This window comes from Paenibacillus sp. Cedars, assembly GCF_003184205.1.
Lineage (GTDB): Bacteria > Bacillota > Bacilli > Paenibacillales > Paenibacillaceae > Paenibacillus_AQ > Paenibacillus_AQ glucanolyticus.
This window is the reverse complement of record NZ_CP020866.1, coordinates 2569958-2586061: the sequence shown is the minus strand read 5'-3', so window position 1 is coordinate 2586061 and position 16104 is coordinate 2569958. Positions and strand designations below refer to the sequence as shown.

15 protein-coding genes are annotated in these 16104 nt (G+C 46.2%); 2 read left to right on the top strand and 13 right to left on the bottom strand.

Annotation, left to right across the window (positions count from 1 at the left end; genetic code table 11):
- Positions 1–28: 28 nt before the first annotated feature.
- Entirely contained in the window at positions 29–412 is a 384-nt protein-coding gene (panD, locus tag B9D94_RS13595; protein ID WP_036638956.1) for an aspartate 1-decarboxylase, read from the bottom strand.
- A 664-nt stretch (positions 413–1076) separates the two neighbouring features.
- Complete coding sequence (locus B9D94_RS13590; RefSeq protein WP_006210248.1) at positions 1077–2138, bottom strand: glycosyltransferase family 2 protein; 1062 nt, start codon at positions 2136–2138, stop codon at positions 1077–1079.
- A 717-nt stretch (positions 2139–2855) separates the two neighbouring features.
- Between B9D94_RS13590 and B9D94_RS13585 the strand changes: the two genes are divergently transcribed.
- Both B9D94_RS13585 and B9D94_RS13580 read left to right on the top strand, forming a co-directional pair.
- Positions 2856–3812 carry an ABC transporter ATP-binding protein gene (locus B9D94_RS13585; RefSeq protein ID WP_172963942.1) on the top strand — a complete coding sequence of 319 codons (957 nt, stop codon included), beginning with the start codon at positions 2856–2858 and terminating at the stop codon, positions 3810–3812.
- Between the two features lie 2 nt (positions 3813–3814).
- Positions 3815–4648 carry an ABC transporter permease gene (locus tag B9D94_RS13580; protein ID WP_036638948.1) on the top strand — a complete coding sequence of 278 codons (834 nt, stop codon included), beginning with the start codon at positions 3815–3817 and terminating at the stop codon, positions 4646–4648.
- Positions 4649–4760: 112 nt separating this feature from the next.
- Here the strand turns inward: B9D94_RS13580 and B9D94_RS13575 are convergent, their stop codons facing one another.
- From B9D94_RS13575 to B9D94_RS13525, 11 genes are all read right to left on the bottom strand, one after another.
- Complete coding sequence (locus B9D94_RS13575) at positions 4761–5366, bottom strand: HAD hydrolase family protein (RefSeq protein WP_006210251.1); 606 nt, start codon at positions 5364–5366, stop codon at positions 4761–4763.
- Positions 5367–5627: 261 nt separating this feature from the next.
- Positions 5628–6440, bottom strand: coding sequence for a metallophosphoesterase (locus B9D94_RS13570; protein WP_006210252.1), 813 nt, complete (start codon positions 6438–6440; stop codon positions 5628–5630).
- Positions 6437–7417, bottom strand: a complete 981-nt coding sequence (locus B9D94_RS13565; RefSeq protein WP_006210253.1) for an ABC transporter ATP-binding protein — start codon at positions 7415–7417, stop codon at positions 6437–6439. Before B9D94_RS13565 ends, B9D94_RS13570 begins: the two co-directional genes overlap by 4 nt.
- A complete protein-coding gene (locus B9D94_RS13560; RefSeq protein WP_006210254.1) occupies positions 7414–8409 on the bottom strand; it encodes an ABC transporter ATP-binding protein in 996 nt (331 codons plus the stop codon). The genes B9D94_RS13565 and B9D94_RS13560 overlap by 4 nt, the downstream gene beginning before the upstream one ends.
- 12 nt (positions 8410–8421) lie before the next feature.
- The gene (locus B9D94_RS13555) at positions 8422–9240 is read right to left on the bottom strand and encodes an ABC transporter permease (RefSeq protein ID WP_006210255.1); all 819 of its coding nucleotides are present in this window, start codon (positions 9238–9240) and stop codon (positions 8422–8424) included.
- Positions 9241–9246: 6 nt separating this feature from the next.
- Complete coding sequence (locus B9D94_RS13550) at positions 9247–10191, bottom strand: ABC transporter permease (RefSeq protein WP_148247250.1); 945 nt, start codon at positions 10189–10191, stop codon at positions 9247–9249.
- Positions 10192–10208: 17 nt separating this feature from the next.
- Positions 10209–11792 carry an ABC transporter substrate-binding protein gene (locus tag B9D94_RS13545; RefSeq protein WP_148247249.1) on the bottom strand — a complete coding sequence of 528 codons (1584 nt, stop codon included), beginning with the start codon at positions 11790–11792 and terminating at the stop codon, positions 10209–10211.
- Between the two features lie 46 nt (positions 11793–11838).
- Entirely contained in the window at positions 11839–12573 is a 735-nt protein-coding gene (locus tag B9D94_RS13540; protein WP_006210257.1) for an MBL fold metallo-hydrolase, read from the bottom strand.
- Between the two features lie 29 nt (positions 12574–12602).
- Complete coding sequence (locus B9D94_RS13535) at positions 12603–13475, bottom strand: MurR/RpiR family transcriptional regulator (protein WP_235187336.1); 873 nt, start codon at positions 13473–13475, stop codon at positions 12603–12605.
- On the bottom strand, positions 13447–14196 hold the full coding sequence (locus B9D94_RS13530) for an HAD family hydrolase (protein ID WP_148248783.1): 750 nt from the start codon (positions 14194–14196) through the stop codon (positions 13447–13449). The genes B9D94_RS13535 and B9D94_RS13530 overlap by 29 nt, the downstream gene beginning before the upstream one ends.
- 682 nt (positions 14197–14878) lie before the next feature.
- Positions 14879–16099: a staphylopine family metallophore export MFS transporter CntE gene (locus B9D94_RS13525; protein WP_006210260.1), complete on the bottom strand. Its 1221-nt coding sequence runs from the start codon at positions 16097–16099 to the stop codon at positions 14879–14881.
- Between the last annotated feature and the right edge of the window lie 5 nt (positions 16100–16104).

Below are 16104 nucleotides of genomic sequence, written 5' to 3'. Positions count from 1 at the left end.
CGTCGCCAGCCCCCCGTTCTGTGTTTGATCACAACGTTGTGGAATGCAGTTCTTGATAATCCTCCGTTACGATGCGATTAAGCTCGTCCAAAATGACAACATGCGGACGATACGTTCGGGCTACCGATTCCTCCATCATCGCGTAAGAAATAATAATGACGCGGTCGCCCGGCTGCACCAGTCTCGCAGCGGCACCGTTCAAGCACACCATACCCGAGCCTCTTGGGCCGGTTATGACATAGGTCTCCAGCCTGGCTCCGTTATTTATATTGACAACCTGCACTTTTTCGTTCTCCAGGATGTTGGATGCATCCAAAATATCCTGATCGATGGTTATGCTTCCTACATAATTCAAATTGGCCTCCGTCACGACAGCATGGTGAATTTTGGACTTATGCATCTCTCTAAACATGAATACACTCTCCTTGTGGGGTGGTGTTTGGAAAAATAAGACTTAGCTAACTTCTTAAAAACGAACGTTATTTTCCAAATATTCTTTTTAAGGAACACCCAGAAACAAACCTGCGTTGTTTCTCTGACTTAACGAAAAGACCAGGCTGGTGCAACAAGACGTTCTAAAAGAATCTGTGCGGCAAACTCTTGCCACTGTAGCTGTTTGTACAAAACAAGCAAGTTCATGCTTATACGTGGGATCAAGGTGAATAGGCAATTTCATGTGATTGTGAGGGGGCTTGTTGACTGGCAAGCTCATACTTTTTTGTGTGGAAACTTGCTGGCAGTAAGCTCATGCTGTTGAACGAGCTCATGCTGATCAGGCAGGTGTAGGCTATCGTGCGAGTTCCAGTAGATCGAAAATCCTGGCAGTAGAAACTAAAAACGTGGCTTGTACATAGCAGCAGCTCATCATTCTAGGCAGTTCATTGCTGCAAAGAGGGAAATTGGTGTGTATTAAGGTGTAGCGGTAATGAATTAAAGTGTTACAGTAAAAAAATATAATTCTCATAAATTAGGGAATTTCTTGTAACCTACCCTTATAGTAGTGCTAAACTTTTGCCTGCGATAGGGAGATAAACTTACAATACAGGGGGAAATTTTATTTACTTTTTTGATCAGTACTACCAGAGATTGAGAGCTCTGCGCAAAAAAACACTTCCGTTCTTGCTTGAAAACAGCAGCTTAACATACAAAAACATATTAAAAATCGTAACTTTACAGCGGATGGATTGGCGGCAATAATGGAGCGCTTTTTTGCGATCGTGACGGTTTAAATAGCTGAGTGTATAATATTTGCTTGCGATGCCGATGTCGATATAATAGAGTTGTTTCGCTTTTTTGCTGACGGAATCGGACTGAGAGACTAATTCCCGTATGTGCTCGCGGACCTGGATAGATTTGAAGCTAAGCTCCTCGATTCTTATATATATTTCCTTGTTGAGATGAATCGTATCTGGATCAAGCTGCCAGCGGTCGCAGAATAAGTAGAGGCTATCGGGAGATTCCCGGTAGACGGCATGAGGCTTGGTTTGCAGTGCAATTCTGTATTTGTCGAAAAAGCGGAGCAGATAGGTTGTATCTTCACCCAGATAAAAATGCTCATTGATCAAGCCGACTTCATCCAACAGCTCCCGCCGGAATACCATCGTATTCAGTTGAAAAAAATTGCGTGTATGAGACAAAAACGCCTCGAACAATCCTTTTTCGAATATGATCGTTTCTCCGTCATTCCATGTTTCGAACGTTGTTCGCATCGAATGCAGCAAATGTCGCTCCACCTTGTTGTCGAAATTGTAGGAAGTCATATCGCCGTGCTGTTCCACCCACAGCGCAAAGCTGATAGCTGCTTTTGTCAGCGCAAGTGTGCTCATGCTGTCGGTCAAATGGCAAGGATACCATTCGTCATCGGAATCAAGAAACGCCAAATATTCGCCTCGCGCCGCCAGCATCCCCGTGTTTCGCGCGCCGCCCGGCCCTTTTTCCCGTTCGTTGCACACATAGCGAATTCGCGCATCCCTACTCGCCCACTCGCGGATTGCCTCTTTCGTATGATCCGTGCTTCGGTCATCAACGACGATCAGCTCCCAGTTGCCGTAAGACTGGCTCAAGATGGACTCGATCGCGCCGGAAATGATGTGCGCCCGATTATACGTAGGCATCACAATACTTATCAACGGCTCCATTCGTTTCACTCCCATCGTTACAAAATATATGCCCTTAAAACATCGTCAGTGTAAATGGGGAATGGGGAAGCCGTCAAGTCCAAACAGCATACGGTGGTTTATGCATGAGCCGCTTGTGAGTTGAATTGGAATCTATCGCAACTCGGAGTCATCCAGCAACAAAGTGGCGTCCGGGCTGAGTCCATGCTCACGCAGCAGCATTTTAAGATATTCGCCGATAAGTTTTTTTTGCTGTTATTTCCTCCCGAAAATAGAAGTTTGTTTGATTGCTCACATTCTATTGGAAGTCCGTTGCAAGTAAGTTACAAAAAAATTCGCAAAAATCGACTGCGTATCTGCTATGCTAGGATCAAAGTTTTACGAACTAGAACTCACACAATATTAGTTCCCCTAGGCACAATACTGGCCTGCTGTAATAATTGAATGTACCTGCCTATCTATCTCATACTTCAGATTTGGACGAATATCTTTTTTTTCGTTAATCCGTCTATACTCCCCAGAGACATTTTCAGCATGCTGCCTCTGTCCTGAGACGGAGACGAAAACCGTTCTGCCGTCCCTCACTTCTAGTCATAGCAATAAGTTATCTTTATATTGCGCCGGTTGATATACCGTTAAGTATACTCAGGCATCCTCATTTACCAGTCAAAGAATACATACTCTCTCTTGATTTAGACACGCAGCAGCAAAAACATAGTTCGAACTGAAAGGGGAAAAATGATGAAGCTGATTTATCAATTAGAGCATGTGGATAAAACATACAAAAAAGGAAAGGTTGTCGCCAATCAAAACATAAGTTTCGACGTTCAGCAAGGGGAAATTCTCGGTTTGCTTGGTCCGAATGGAGCAGGCAAATCCACGCTAATCAAGCAAATGGTAGGTCATCTTGCTCCCACCTCAGGTACGGTACGCTACAAAGGAACCAGCGTACAGACACAAACCAAGCGAGTTGCCCAAGAGGTGGCCTACTACTCACAAGAGCCTCACGCCCTAACCAGTTTAAAAACCTGGGAAGCCTTGTATTTTACAGGAAGATTGCGGGGATTGACAAAGCAGTCCTCCATAGAGCAATCAGAGGAATTGTTGGAACGCTTTGGAATGCAGGACCTCCGTCATAAGCTGCTCAAAAACGTTTCCGGCGGACAGAAGCGTTTAATCGGGATTGGTACATGTTTGATCGGCTTTTCCCCCGTCATGATCCTGGATGAACCGACCAATGAACTGGATCCTAAAAAGAGAAGGCTCGTATGGGACCTGATTCAGGAACGCAATCGCCAAGGAGTAACCGTAATCTTGGTGACACATAACGTGCTGGAGGCCGAACAGGTCGTGGACAGAGTAGCAGTTATAAATCACGGCAAGCTATTGGCCATCGATCATGTCACTGTCTTAAAACAAAGGGTCGATCAGCGGATGAAACTGGAAATTACGACTTCCTTAGGCGAAAGCGATTATGTTTGCGAAAGCTTAAGCGCGCTGGGACAGTGGACCAAGATAGGAGAAAACCGAATCCGGGCACTGATTGAGAAGCAATACGCCAGCTACGCGATTGACTGCCTGACCAACCAGCATTTGCCGATTGAAGAATATTCGCTGGTCCCTCCGAATCTTGAAGATGTTTATTTTCATATCGATGACGAACAGGATAAACCTGTCACAGCGGAGGTGGTCTAAACATGGAAAAGGCAAAACCATCCATGCAAAGCCATGACTTGCAGCTGCAAGAAGCGGTCTTTCTCCAAGGGCACCAGGAGCAGAGTATCATCCAACGCAGAATTACGGAATGGCTGATCCTGGCCCGTATTCAATTCACGATTATCCGCGAGGCGTGGGTTTGGATATTCATCATGGCATGCATGTTTCCGTTAACAACGCTGTTGTTTCTCAAATTTTTCACGGTTGACCCAACGCCAGCCGTCATGACACGTATTATTACAGGGAATATGCTCTTCGGCTTAATCGTTATGGGACTTAATTCCATGGCCCAGGAGATATCTTGGCAGAAGCATCAAGGCCACTTCACGTACTATTCGTCCCTGCCGATTGCCAAGGTAAACTTCATCTTCGCCAATTTGCTACGCGGCTTGATCATGAGCGTACCGTCTTTTATTATCCTGGCCCTGATTGGTCAGCTTGCTTACGGCATTCAATTCCACTACAGTTGGGGACTTGTCCCTGTATTGCTGCTCACCGTTTTTAGCGTGGTTGGCGCGGGTGTACTGATCGGCTTCTGGTCTCCTAGCCATCAACTGACAAATATGCTCGTCCAAGCTTTGATGATGTTCATCTCGTTTTTGACGCCAGTCATGGTGGATATGAATCAATTGCCTGGGATCCTGCAATGGTTCTCTTATATCTTTCCAACCACTTACGCCGCTGAAGCCATGCGGGAGGTACTGATATCGGGCTGGTCCGGCTCTGTCGCCTGGAACACGCTTATACTCTTGTTTTTCTCGCTGTTGTCCATCATATTGATCTTGAAAAAGGTAGATTGGCGTGTAGAGAAGTAGAGAAAAGCGCAGTTCATTTTTTCCGAAAAAAAACGAGGAAACAGGCAGCCGATAGTATCGGGCTGCCTGTTTTCTACTAGTTATTGCGGTATAGTGTCATGGATGGTCTGCATTACACTACAAATCTCTCAATTGCAACAGCAACACCATCATGATCATTTGAATCGGTTACGTGGGCTGCACAATTCTTCAGTTCGATTATCGCATTTTCCATTGCAACTGGAAATCCCGACATATGAAACAGGCCTAAATCGTTAAAGTCATCCCCGAATACCATTACATTTTCTGATCTTACTCCGATATCGCTTAACACACATTGCACGGCTTTTTCCTTTGAGGCTGATTTATGCATGATTTGGACCAATACTCCTCCATCGGTTGCGATTACGTTCACATGGTCACCGAATTGCTCGCATATATCCCCCCATGTGCTGCAACCTAGAACCAATATTTTGGTCGGGGAAAGCAAACTTATATAATCTTTATCAACAACCTGGGGTTTCGGGTCATTCGAGCGGATACCTAATTGAGCACATTGTGAATCGGGAACTGGTCTACACGTATACCATGAATCATGAACCTCGTATGAGATTATCGAATGAGGTACTCGTAACTCGATGAATTTATGAATCTGTTGGCTAATCTCCATAGGGATACTAATGTGCCGCTCATTTTGCTTAGATTTGCAAGTAGCTAAAGCACCGTTGTAATAAACCATGTAGTCTACAAAAGGGAACACCTTCAAAAATTGATTAGCCGCTGCTGAACAAACTCCCTTATCCGAACATCAGGTTGCTGAAAAGATTATTAGTCTCATCGACCTCAAACAAGCTCATCGAATTTCGAGTTAAGGTACCTTTCTTTCGGTCCTATTAAGATGATGCTGGAAATACCCCATCTTAGTTAAAATAAAGCGCCACATCCGGTTAATCCAGTCGCGACGCTTCTTTTTTATATGGACGATAGTTTATGATAGATTTTAAAGAGAGATGACTTGCAGGCAGCTGCGTATTTCATCTAATGCGACTTCTTGTGTCCATTCTTGGCGATACCCCAAGCAAGCACAAACCATCTCCGTATTTTGGTGGACATGCTTTTTTCGATAATGCACATGTCCCATCACGGCGTAATGAACATTATATTTGACGTACAAATCCGCATATTCTGCACTTCCCAGGAAGGCATTGAAGTATTCCCACCTTGGATGCGGCATCGGCACTTTGAAGAACGGGTGCCCCAGCATATGGGTTACCAGGATGATCTGTTTGCCTTGATACTCGGCAAGCTCCCGTTCCATTGCCTCGTAGAAATAACGATGCATGTCGGAGTTGCTTCTTCCCCAATGAACATAGATGCTGTCTTGCCATGTGCGATCCGCAAATTTCATTTTCTCGAAATCGGCAGACCCATACGTGGGCTCTCCCAATGTGTAATCATACCATCCCGTATTGCCGATTACGACCCACTCATCGTTCAGAATATATGGCTGCTCACTTAAGCAGCCCGGGAAGGATTGATAGGCTTTATAAATTTCCCAAGTATCGGTAATCCCATTCTCTTTGCTCCAGTAATCGTGGTTTCCAGGGACAAACAATACCGGGATACCACTTCTCTCACGCAGTTCATGAAGCACGCTCAAACTGAGGTGCGAATCATTAGATATATCTCCAGCAACGATTAGATGAGTCAATTCCCGCTCTTTCACAACCTCAAGCAGTGCTTCCTGAACAGGAAGATCTTGAGGCTGCTTGTTCAAATCGACATGGAGATCCGAGATGATTCCCAGATTCATTTGATTTCCTCCCCTTCATATAGATGACAACTTACCATATTTCCCGTCGAATAGGGCTTCAGCTCCGGCATCTCCTGATGGCATCTGTCCATGGCATAGGGACAGCGAGGATGAAATGTGCATCCCGTTGGGGGAGTAAGTGGACTTGGTAAATCCCCCTGGAGTAAAATCCTCTCCCTCTGTGTTGCCTTCACTTGGGGGATGGATGAAAATAAGGCCTGTGTATAGGGGTGAACCGGTTCTCTTCCTGCTTGAGCAACATCAATGATTTCTGCCAATCGCCCCAGATACATCACCCCGATTCGATCGCTCATATACTGAATTACATTCAAATCGTGGGAAATGAACAGATACGTCAAGCCATGCCGATGTTGTAATTCTTTAAGCAGATTAAGTATTTGAGATTGAATGGAAACGTCCAGGGCTGACACCGCTTCATCAATAACGATAAATTTAGGGTTCAAGACAAGCGCCGCAGCAATTCCGACGCGTTGCCTTTGACCTCCACTTAATTCATGTGGATACCTCTTCAGAAAACTGTTATCCAGCCCCACTTGCTCCAGCACAGAGGCGACAATCTTCCGTCTTTCCTGCTTATCGCCAATACGATGTATAATTAGCGGCTCCTCCAGGATCCAGCCAATCTGCTTTTTGGGGTTTAGGGAGGCATAGGGGTCCTGAAATACGATTTGTATTTCCTGCCGCAATATCCTCATTTCTCGGCGGTCCAGTCCCGTAACGTCTCTACCCCGGTAACGTATGCTGCCCCCGGTCTGCTGCAGCAGCCGCACCAGCAATTGACCCGTTGTAGATTTGCCGCAGCCGCTCTCCCCAACCAGCCCAAAGGTTTCGCCTTCACGGATTGTAAACGACACGTTATCCACCGCTTTCACATACTGCTGGCTTTCCCATAGACCTTGCCTTGGAACGGCATAATATTTGACCAATCCCTCAATCTCAATCAACGCCGTATTCATTCGTCCCCCTCCCAATCCCTCCCCGGATTCGTATACAGGTGACAACGAACGAAATGATTAGCCGTTTGTTCTGTGAGCGGAGGCACATGAGTTAAGCAGAGACTCTCCGCATGAGGACATCGGCTTGTAAACGGACATCCTTCTCCACGTTCTGCAAGGGAAGGCACACGGCCTGGAATAGTATACAGCGGTTTGTCTTTACGCTCAATATCGGGGATGGATTTCATCAGTCCCACCGTGTAAGGATGCTTCGGATCATTCAGCAACTCCTTCACCGGGGCCTCTTCTACAACATAACCGGCATACATGACCATAACCCTGTCGCTAATCTCACGAATGACACCCAGGTCATGTGAAATAAAAAGCATGGCTGCTCCGGTCTCCTCCTTCATAACCTGCAGCAAACTTAAGATCTGTGCTTGAATGGTTACATCCAGTGCAGTTGTTGGCTCATCAGCAATCAACAATTGTGGTTTGCAAATCAGCGCCATTGCAATCATCACCCGCTGACGCATACCACCCGATAATTGATGTGGGTATTCACGGAATAACTGCTCCGCACGAGGGAGCCCCACCCGCTCCATCATATCGAGAGCAAGCCTATGGGCTTCCTTGCGGGAAACCGGCATATGGACCATAGCCGTTTCCGCAATCTGCCAGCCGATTGGAACCAGGGGATTTAAGGCCGTCATGGGATCTTGAAAAATCATGGCAGCTTGCTTGCCCCGAACCTTGCACCATTCTTCTGCACTGAATTCACACAAATTTTTCCCCGCTAGTACAATTTCCCCGCCGGTAACCTCAGCCCCCTTGGGTAATAATCCCATTACCGAAAGTGAAGTCAGGCTCTTACCACAGCCTGATTCGCCAACGATACCGAGCACTTCACCCTCCCTCAATGCAAAGGATATGTTCTGAAGCGCCGGAAGGGAAGCTTTCCTACTGGTAAACGCCACCTTCAGATCCCGTACTTCCAAAAGTTCCGATTTCACATGCTTTCCCCCCTAACTCTTCTTATTGTAAATATCCCGAATACCATCACCGAGCAGATTGAATCCTAATACCATGGCCGTCATGATCACACCGGTTATGATGACATACCACGGCGCATTCATAATGAACGGTTGGGCTTCACTCAACATCCGTCCCCAACTTGGGTCCGGCGGCTGTACGCCAAGTCCCAGATAACTAAGTCCGGCTTCCGCCAACACTGAACCAGAGAACCCTAACGACGCCGCAACAATCAAAGGGGATACCATATTGGGCAAGATATGCCGAACAATAATACGCCATGGTCCTGCTCCCTTGGCTACAGAAGCCTTAACAAAGTCAAACTCCTTGTATTGAATAAATCCACTCCGGGCTATCCGAGAAAAAGAAGGAATACTCATCAGTCCTAAAGCCAATATCGTATTGTTCAAACCCGGGCCAAACACCGAAACCAGCATAATAGCAAGCAGGATGCCCGGAAAGGCCTGCATAGCATCTATGAACCGCATAATCAACTCATCTAGCCATCCTCCGAAATATCCAGCAATTGCCCCTAACAGCAGACCGCAGGACAAACCAATAAAAACAGAGGAGAAACCAATCAAAAATGCAGTCTGTGCTCCCTCCATAATTCGGCTGAAGATATCCCGGCCAAAATTGTCAGTTCCCCAGATATGGCTGGTCTGTGGCGGAGCCAGCCTCATCGAGGTATTCATTTCATTGGGCTCGTAAGGGGTATAGAATAATCCTGTCAGCATGAACAGCATTAGCATAATAACCAGCACCCCGCCGAAGACAAGCGGCTTGCTGTGGAGCCATGATTTTACGTTCATCGTTCCTCACCTTTTTATTCGAATACGGGGATCAATCACTTTATACAGCAAATCAATGATAAAATTGATCCCCGCTACCAATATAGCAATGTACAAAACAAGGGTTTGCACCAATGGCAAATCGCGAGTGCCAATGGAAGTAATCAGCAGGTTCCCGAGGCCCGGAAGGGCAAATACATTCTCTACCACAATACTGCCCCCGAGGGTATCGGTAATGATGAGACCCACTATCGTCACCACCGGGATTAGGGCATTGCGCAAAATATGTCGGTACATAATGGCCCTCTCTCGCACCCCCTTACTCCTGGCTGTTCGTACATAATCCATGCGAGTCTGGTCCAATAAAGTATTGCGTAAATATCTCATCACAACAGCAATACCGGGAATGGATAGAGCCAGCGACGGCAGAAATAAAGAACGTATAGCGGCAATCGGATTCTCTCCCCAAGGAACATATCCATACGTTGGAAATAGACGGAACGTAACCGAGAAGACCAGGATGAGAATAAATGCAAGCCAAAAGGATGGCATTGCTACTCCTAGCTGAGTGAAAGCGGACAGCCATACGGCCGGCCATTTACCGTCGTATCTGGCGATAAGAATTCCCAAGGGAATACCAATCAGCAGCTTCAGCGCCAAGGAGAATAGCGCAAGTGAAACCGTTACAGGCACCCGCTCTGCCAAAATCTCCGTTACCGGACGATGGTAGCGTAGTGATTCGCCCAAATCGCCCACAGCCGCATTTTTAATCCAAGCTACATACCGTTCTCCCACAGGTCGATCAAGACCCATCGTATCCCGTAGCGCCGCCAACTGATGCGGATCTGCGTCCACTCCCAAAATAATCTGAGCAGGATCACCGGGCAACACCTGAAACACAAGAAAGGTGATAACCGAAACCAGTAACACAGTAGCAGCCAGCATAATCAGCTTTCGAATATAAAATCTCAAGATGCATGTCCCCTAAATTATTCTTCCGTAAAGTACATTGGAGCGAAGTCATACTTTTGCACGGGATACATTTTAAAGCCTTTGAGGCTTTTCTTCATCGCTACATTCCGGCCGGGATCCATAATAAATACCGCTACAGCTTGATCGGTCAACAGCTCTTGCGCTTGCTTGTAAAGGTCAGCTCGCGCCTTCTCATCCAGCTCGGTTCGAGCTTGACCCACCAAATCGTCAAATTCGCTATTACTGAATTTATAGAAGTTTTTTGCATAGCTTGATTCATAACGCCCCAGTACCTCGTTTGGATCCAGTTTTCCGGTCAAACCTATAATGGTGGCCTCATACTTGGCGTTATTATAGACATCCTCCAGCCAACTGCTCCATTCAATTTGCTTGAGTGCCGCTCGAATGCCAACCTGCTTGAGCTGTTCGCTAATGACCTGAGCGGTATCCACATGGAATTGATAGTTGGAAGGCACGGTAATCGTCAAATCAAAACCATTCTCATAGCCTGCCTCTTTTAACAATGATTTTGCTTGCTCGATATTCGGTTCATAGCGACTTTCTAACCCTTCCTGATAGTACATTTTCATCGCAGGACTCATATTCGAACCTAATGGAGTACCGTTTCCGTCTGCTACCGTTTGAATGATGACATTCTTGTCAATCGCAAAATTGATTGCCTGGCGTACTCTTACATCGTCCAGCGGCTTGACCGAATTGTTTAAAGCCATCAATTGAACCATGTTCTGCGGACCAGATACGATGGAATAGCCATCCCCTAACTGCATAGCCCCTTGTTCGCTAACGCCTGGCACCATATCAATATCTCCTGATTGCAATGCCAGGATCGATGAATTGGCGTCAGGCATTATTTTAAATTCAATGCGATCCAGCTTGGGCATCCGCTCGTTGTCGTAGAAATCTGCATTTTTTTCCAGTACCAGTTGCTGTCCGGGCTGATATTCCACGAATTTGAAAGGACCCGCTCCTATAGGCTTCTGGCTTTGTTGCTCATAATTTTTGGGCACAATACCCACGATATTAGCTGCCATAAAAGCAGCATCACGTTCTTTAAGCTTGACTACAACGGTGTAGTCATCCGGGTTCTCGATGCTCTTAATGCCGGAGAACTTGGAGGAAAGGGGCTCTTGTCCATCCAATCCAGCCAATTTCGCATAAGAATAAGAAACATCATCCGACGTAAGAGGAGAGCCGTCGTGGAACACCACATTCTTTTTTATATTAAAAGTATAGATAAGCCCATCCTCAGATACTTCATACGACTCCGCGATTGCCGGAATGAGATCACCCTTCTCACCCGCTTCAAATAAGCCGTCAAATACGTTATCCATCATAGAGTTCGTATCCGTTGCTGCAGAAAGATAGGGGTCCAGATTATCCGGTTCGGTAGCGATAGCTACTCTTACTGTACCCCCTTCTATAATCTTATCCTGATCCGATTCTGCCGCTGTTTCTGTAGAGGTTTCGGGCTTATTGCCCGTTGCCGCTGGTTGGGCATTTCCACCGCATCCCGAAATGATTACCGCAAATAAAGTAAGTGTAGACAAACCCGCCACTAATGTCTTCTTCAAGTTCATCATGGTAAAACTCCTCTCCCTGCATATGAATTTTTATTCTAATAGAATACTAGAAGCTCCATTTCAATCCCGAATAAGCTAATTCGATAGGACCGCTATAGTTACGTGCTGCCTCCATGGCAAGTTGCCGCTGGTCGCCATAATGCGGAAAATGCGTCAGGATCAAATATCCGGCGTTGGCTAAGCGAGCAATCTCCCCTGCTTCCCCTGCAGTAAGATGACCATCCAGCACTCCCTTCTGCACATCATAGAGGCTGCACTCCAGAACAAGCAGGTCAGCGTTTTCCGCAAATTCAATAAAACTGCTGCAATATCCTGTATCTCCTGAATAGATTAGATTTGCTCCTTCCCGGGTTGTCGCTTTGATGGCACAACAGGGAACTTCATGAACAGTCTCTGAAAATGAAAACATCAGTTCTCCAACATTCACCGTTCTTGCCGGTTCAATCGGATGCACATGGACATAATCAGGATAAGCAAAATTCAAACTGGCTAGATTCTCCCCATAAATATACACATCTAACGGGCGAGTGCGTTTACCAAGCTGAGTTAACACCAATGCGGAAAACTCCAGTGCATAAACATCTGCAAAATGGTCAGCATGTGTGTGGGTAATAAATACCGCATCCAGTTGTTCCAAATTGATTTCATTTTGCAACCGTGACAAGACGCCACTCCCGCAATCGAGTAATACCGCACTGTCCGCATGCCTAAGCAGATAGCCAGAGGTTGCTTCATTTTTGGCGGGATAGGCTCCCCAATAGCCGATTACTGTAAGCTCCATGATGCTTCCTTTCTACTCTTCTTTAGAGGTCATTTGAGTTTGTGCACCCACTCAAAGCTGTCTTGGAACTCATTAAGCATCAATTCCATCCGTTCAAGATTGCCTTGAACCCGTTCTTTCTCCAAATAAGAAATTTCATTGATGATAGCATTGACTACAGCTAAGGGGGCTGTATATGAATCAAGAAAACCGTTGGATTTGCATTCTGCCAGCAATACCAAATCAGCAAGCTTGGCAAAAGGGGACAGACCCGAATCTGTGAGAACGATCAGTTTAGCCTGTTGCTCCTTGGCGAGCCTGGATAATTTCAGCGTTCTGGAACAATACCTCGGGTAGCCGCAAGCAAACACTACGTCCCCCGGTTTAATATACGAAACATACTCCGCAACTCCCCCTTGAGGAATTAACTCGCAGTTACCCAGCATGTATTTCATGACAAAACTGAAAAAAGATGTGACGGACAACCCCATTCTCCAGCCTGCAACCCAAACGCGATCTGCCTGCAACAACAAGGACGCAGCCTCATGAATTTGTGCCCGATCCACCTGCATCATCGTTTGGCGAATATTTTCAGCTTCTTGCGTAAAGTGCTTTTCCAGCCACGAATGTTCCTGCCGGTTCGTGGATTGAATAAAATTGTGGACCGCCCGCTGGTCCTGAATTACAATGCGCCGTAAATCTTGTTGCATCTCGGAGAAGCTTGAATAAGAAAGTGCTTGAGCCAGCCGATGAACGGTAGCTTCGCTAACATCCGACTTCTCGGCAATTCGTTGTGCCGATTGTAATGCAGCTTCACGCAGATTACTCTGGATGTAGTGAGCGACTTTCTTTTTCCCAAGGCTCAAATTTTCAAACTGCTCAGCAATCTTGTCTTCAATTCTCGACATGACAAGTTCCTCCAACGACGGAGCACGCTGACAAATTGAGCTTAGGCGGGTGACCCAAATAGGCGGGCAGCTCCTCCAAACTGGAAATAACCCGTTCATAATCAAGCTCCTCAATTCCTTGTTTGCCGTAAGGATTGATTAGCAGAGATTCCATGCCAACTTGGCGCGAACCCAGTACATCATCATAGTAGTTGTCTCCCACGTAAAGGGACTGCTGCGCAGTTACTCCGGCTTTCTGTAAAGCATAAGTAAATATAGCTGGATCTGGCTTTTCCAGTTTCACCTCGGAAGAAATTACGATTTCAGCCATCTCTTCATCTAGCTGGTTGCGTCGGAGTACCTCCCTTGCCGTGTTGTCCCAATTCGAAATTAAGCCCACCTTGTATCCTAACTCTCTTAGATACCTCAATGTAGGCTTGCTAAAATCAAATGCACGCCAACCCGTTACTGAATCTTTTAATATCCGCTGTTGCACCTGAATTATCTCTTCAATAGGCAAACTCAATTGAAGATAATAGTTGAGCACGCCCACGTACCAAGGCATGAACGATCGACTGTCCTTACCCAGAACGCCCCGGAATTCTCTCATGAACAGCTTGTCTGCTAAATGATACGCAATTGTGATTTCATCAAGCGTTTTGGAGACGTCAAAGACCTGCAGGGTTTTAAAATACACTTCTTCCCGGTAGGTCTTGACCAGGGTATAACCAAGATCCAACCATATAAACCTAATCATAGATGCACCCGCTCTTTCTTGTAGGATTTCCTTCATAAGCTACATGAATGTTTGTTTTCCTTCACTCATGATTACATCTTAGTGTTAAAGTATTTGTCGAAAAATAATTCAAATGATGATTTTAGTAAAAACTTGCCCAAGCTCCATTTGCGGCGTTTACACAAATAACTCTGTCACAACCAGATCTCTGAGTGTTGGTTAATTGTGAAAGGACTTGCTCAGCCTTCAAGGAATTCTGGGCTATCCATCAGTTTCTCGTATTGTCAAGCAAAAGAGTACCGTAATTAAAACAAAAAAAAGAAGCACGCGGTCTTGCAAGCGGTGCGCCAGCACTTCTTTGCTTAACTTTTATATTAAAGAGATTTGATATACTGCCCCTGTTTCTGCTTGAAACCGAATCGTTCCCCTAGCGGCGGTTCCTCCGAAATTGCCGTCAATCTGGAACGGCGGGTGATTGTCCAGAAAGTTTTAGGGTTATTTGACTACCGGGATGAAGGGCAAATAAATGGGAATTGGCTACGCTTTCATTATCAAACACCCCTCTTGTTGCAACAACCTTCAACTCTTTACTTTACTTCTCCGCTGTTTACCAAATCCTTGCGAACAATCACAAGAAGCTGACAGTTCTAAACTGTCAGCTTCTTGCAATCTCTTCATGGCTTTTAAATAAATTGAACGTTTATCAGCCCTTGGTACTCGGACCATCATTAGAATCCACACGGATCACTGATTCATCGGAACTCTTTCTTCTCTCGTACGAAAACACAATCATCACTATGCCTAAAATAGCGCAAATGAAATACATCGTGGAGTACGAATAATAATCTGAAATGGGCCCCATCAGGGCTCCCCCCATCGATACACCAAGGTCAGCCGTGGCAATAAACAACCCGATTAACACGTTGCGATTCGCAGAAGGCAGTACAAAGGACAAATACGTTGTTAATGTGGGATACAGCAGTGCTTGCGCAGCGCCCATAAGAATGGCCCCGGCATACAGTAGAATGGCCCCCTTCGCTGAAGACAAACTGATGCATGCCGAAGCCAAGGTGATAAGCAGCATAGTACCCATAATAAATGACGAATGCCATCTGCCATCGGAAGGGATTCGCTTTCTCAGGAGAACCCGCGAGGCAACAACAACCGCGGCCTGAAGCATCAAATAAATGCCGGCGCTGCCGCTATTCAGCTGTGCACCATATAATGGCATGAACGTCGTTACCGCTCCGAATATGATCGATGCGGACAGCATCAGCACGCTGCATTTGAACAGATGCGGATTCTTTACAATTTGCCCGAATGAGGCCATCACTCCAAAACTATCGGACGATTTCTCGCCAGTATTCGGCTCCTTCTCCATCTTGACCGTGTAACCGAATACTCCGGTACAGACGGCGATGCTGATCAGGATGACGGTAAAGGCATCCATGCCGTTGGCCTGCCAGAGACTTAAAGCGAACACCGGCCCGATGATCCCGGGTATATAGGAGAATAACGAATAGAATGATATTCCTTGGGATCGTTCCTTCTCGGGCAGCGCATCGATGATTCCGATCTGGAGCGCCATCGAGAAAAATGCGGTTGCAACGCCTTGCAGGATTCGAGCCAGGACATATCCGCCTATTCCTGTAAACGTATATAAAATCAGGGCAGCGCCATTAACCAAAAGAATCAGTCGCAGCACCTTGACTGGTCCATGCTTTTGGATCAATTGCCCGGCCCAGGGCCGAAAGAACATGGTTGTAAGCATGTACGCTCCCATGACAAGGCCGATGGTTGTACTACTCGCTCCCCAAGCGGCCCCCTGGAGCGGAATTATAACATTGAGCAAGGCGTTGGCGCTGAAATATAGAAGTGCCAGCATATATAGACGTAAAAATGGCCAAGACATGGCTCCACTCACAATGA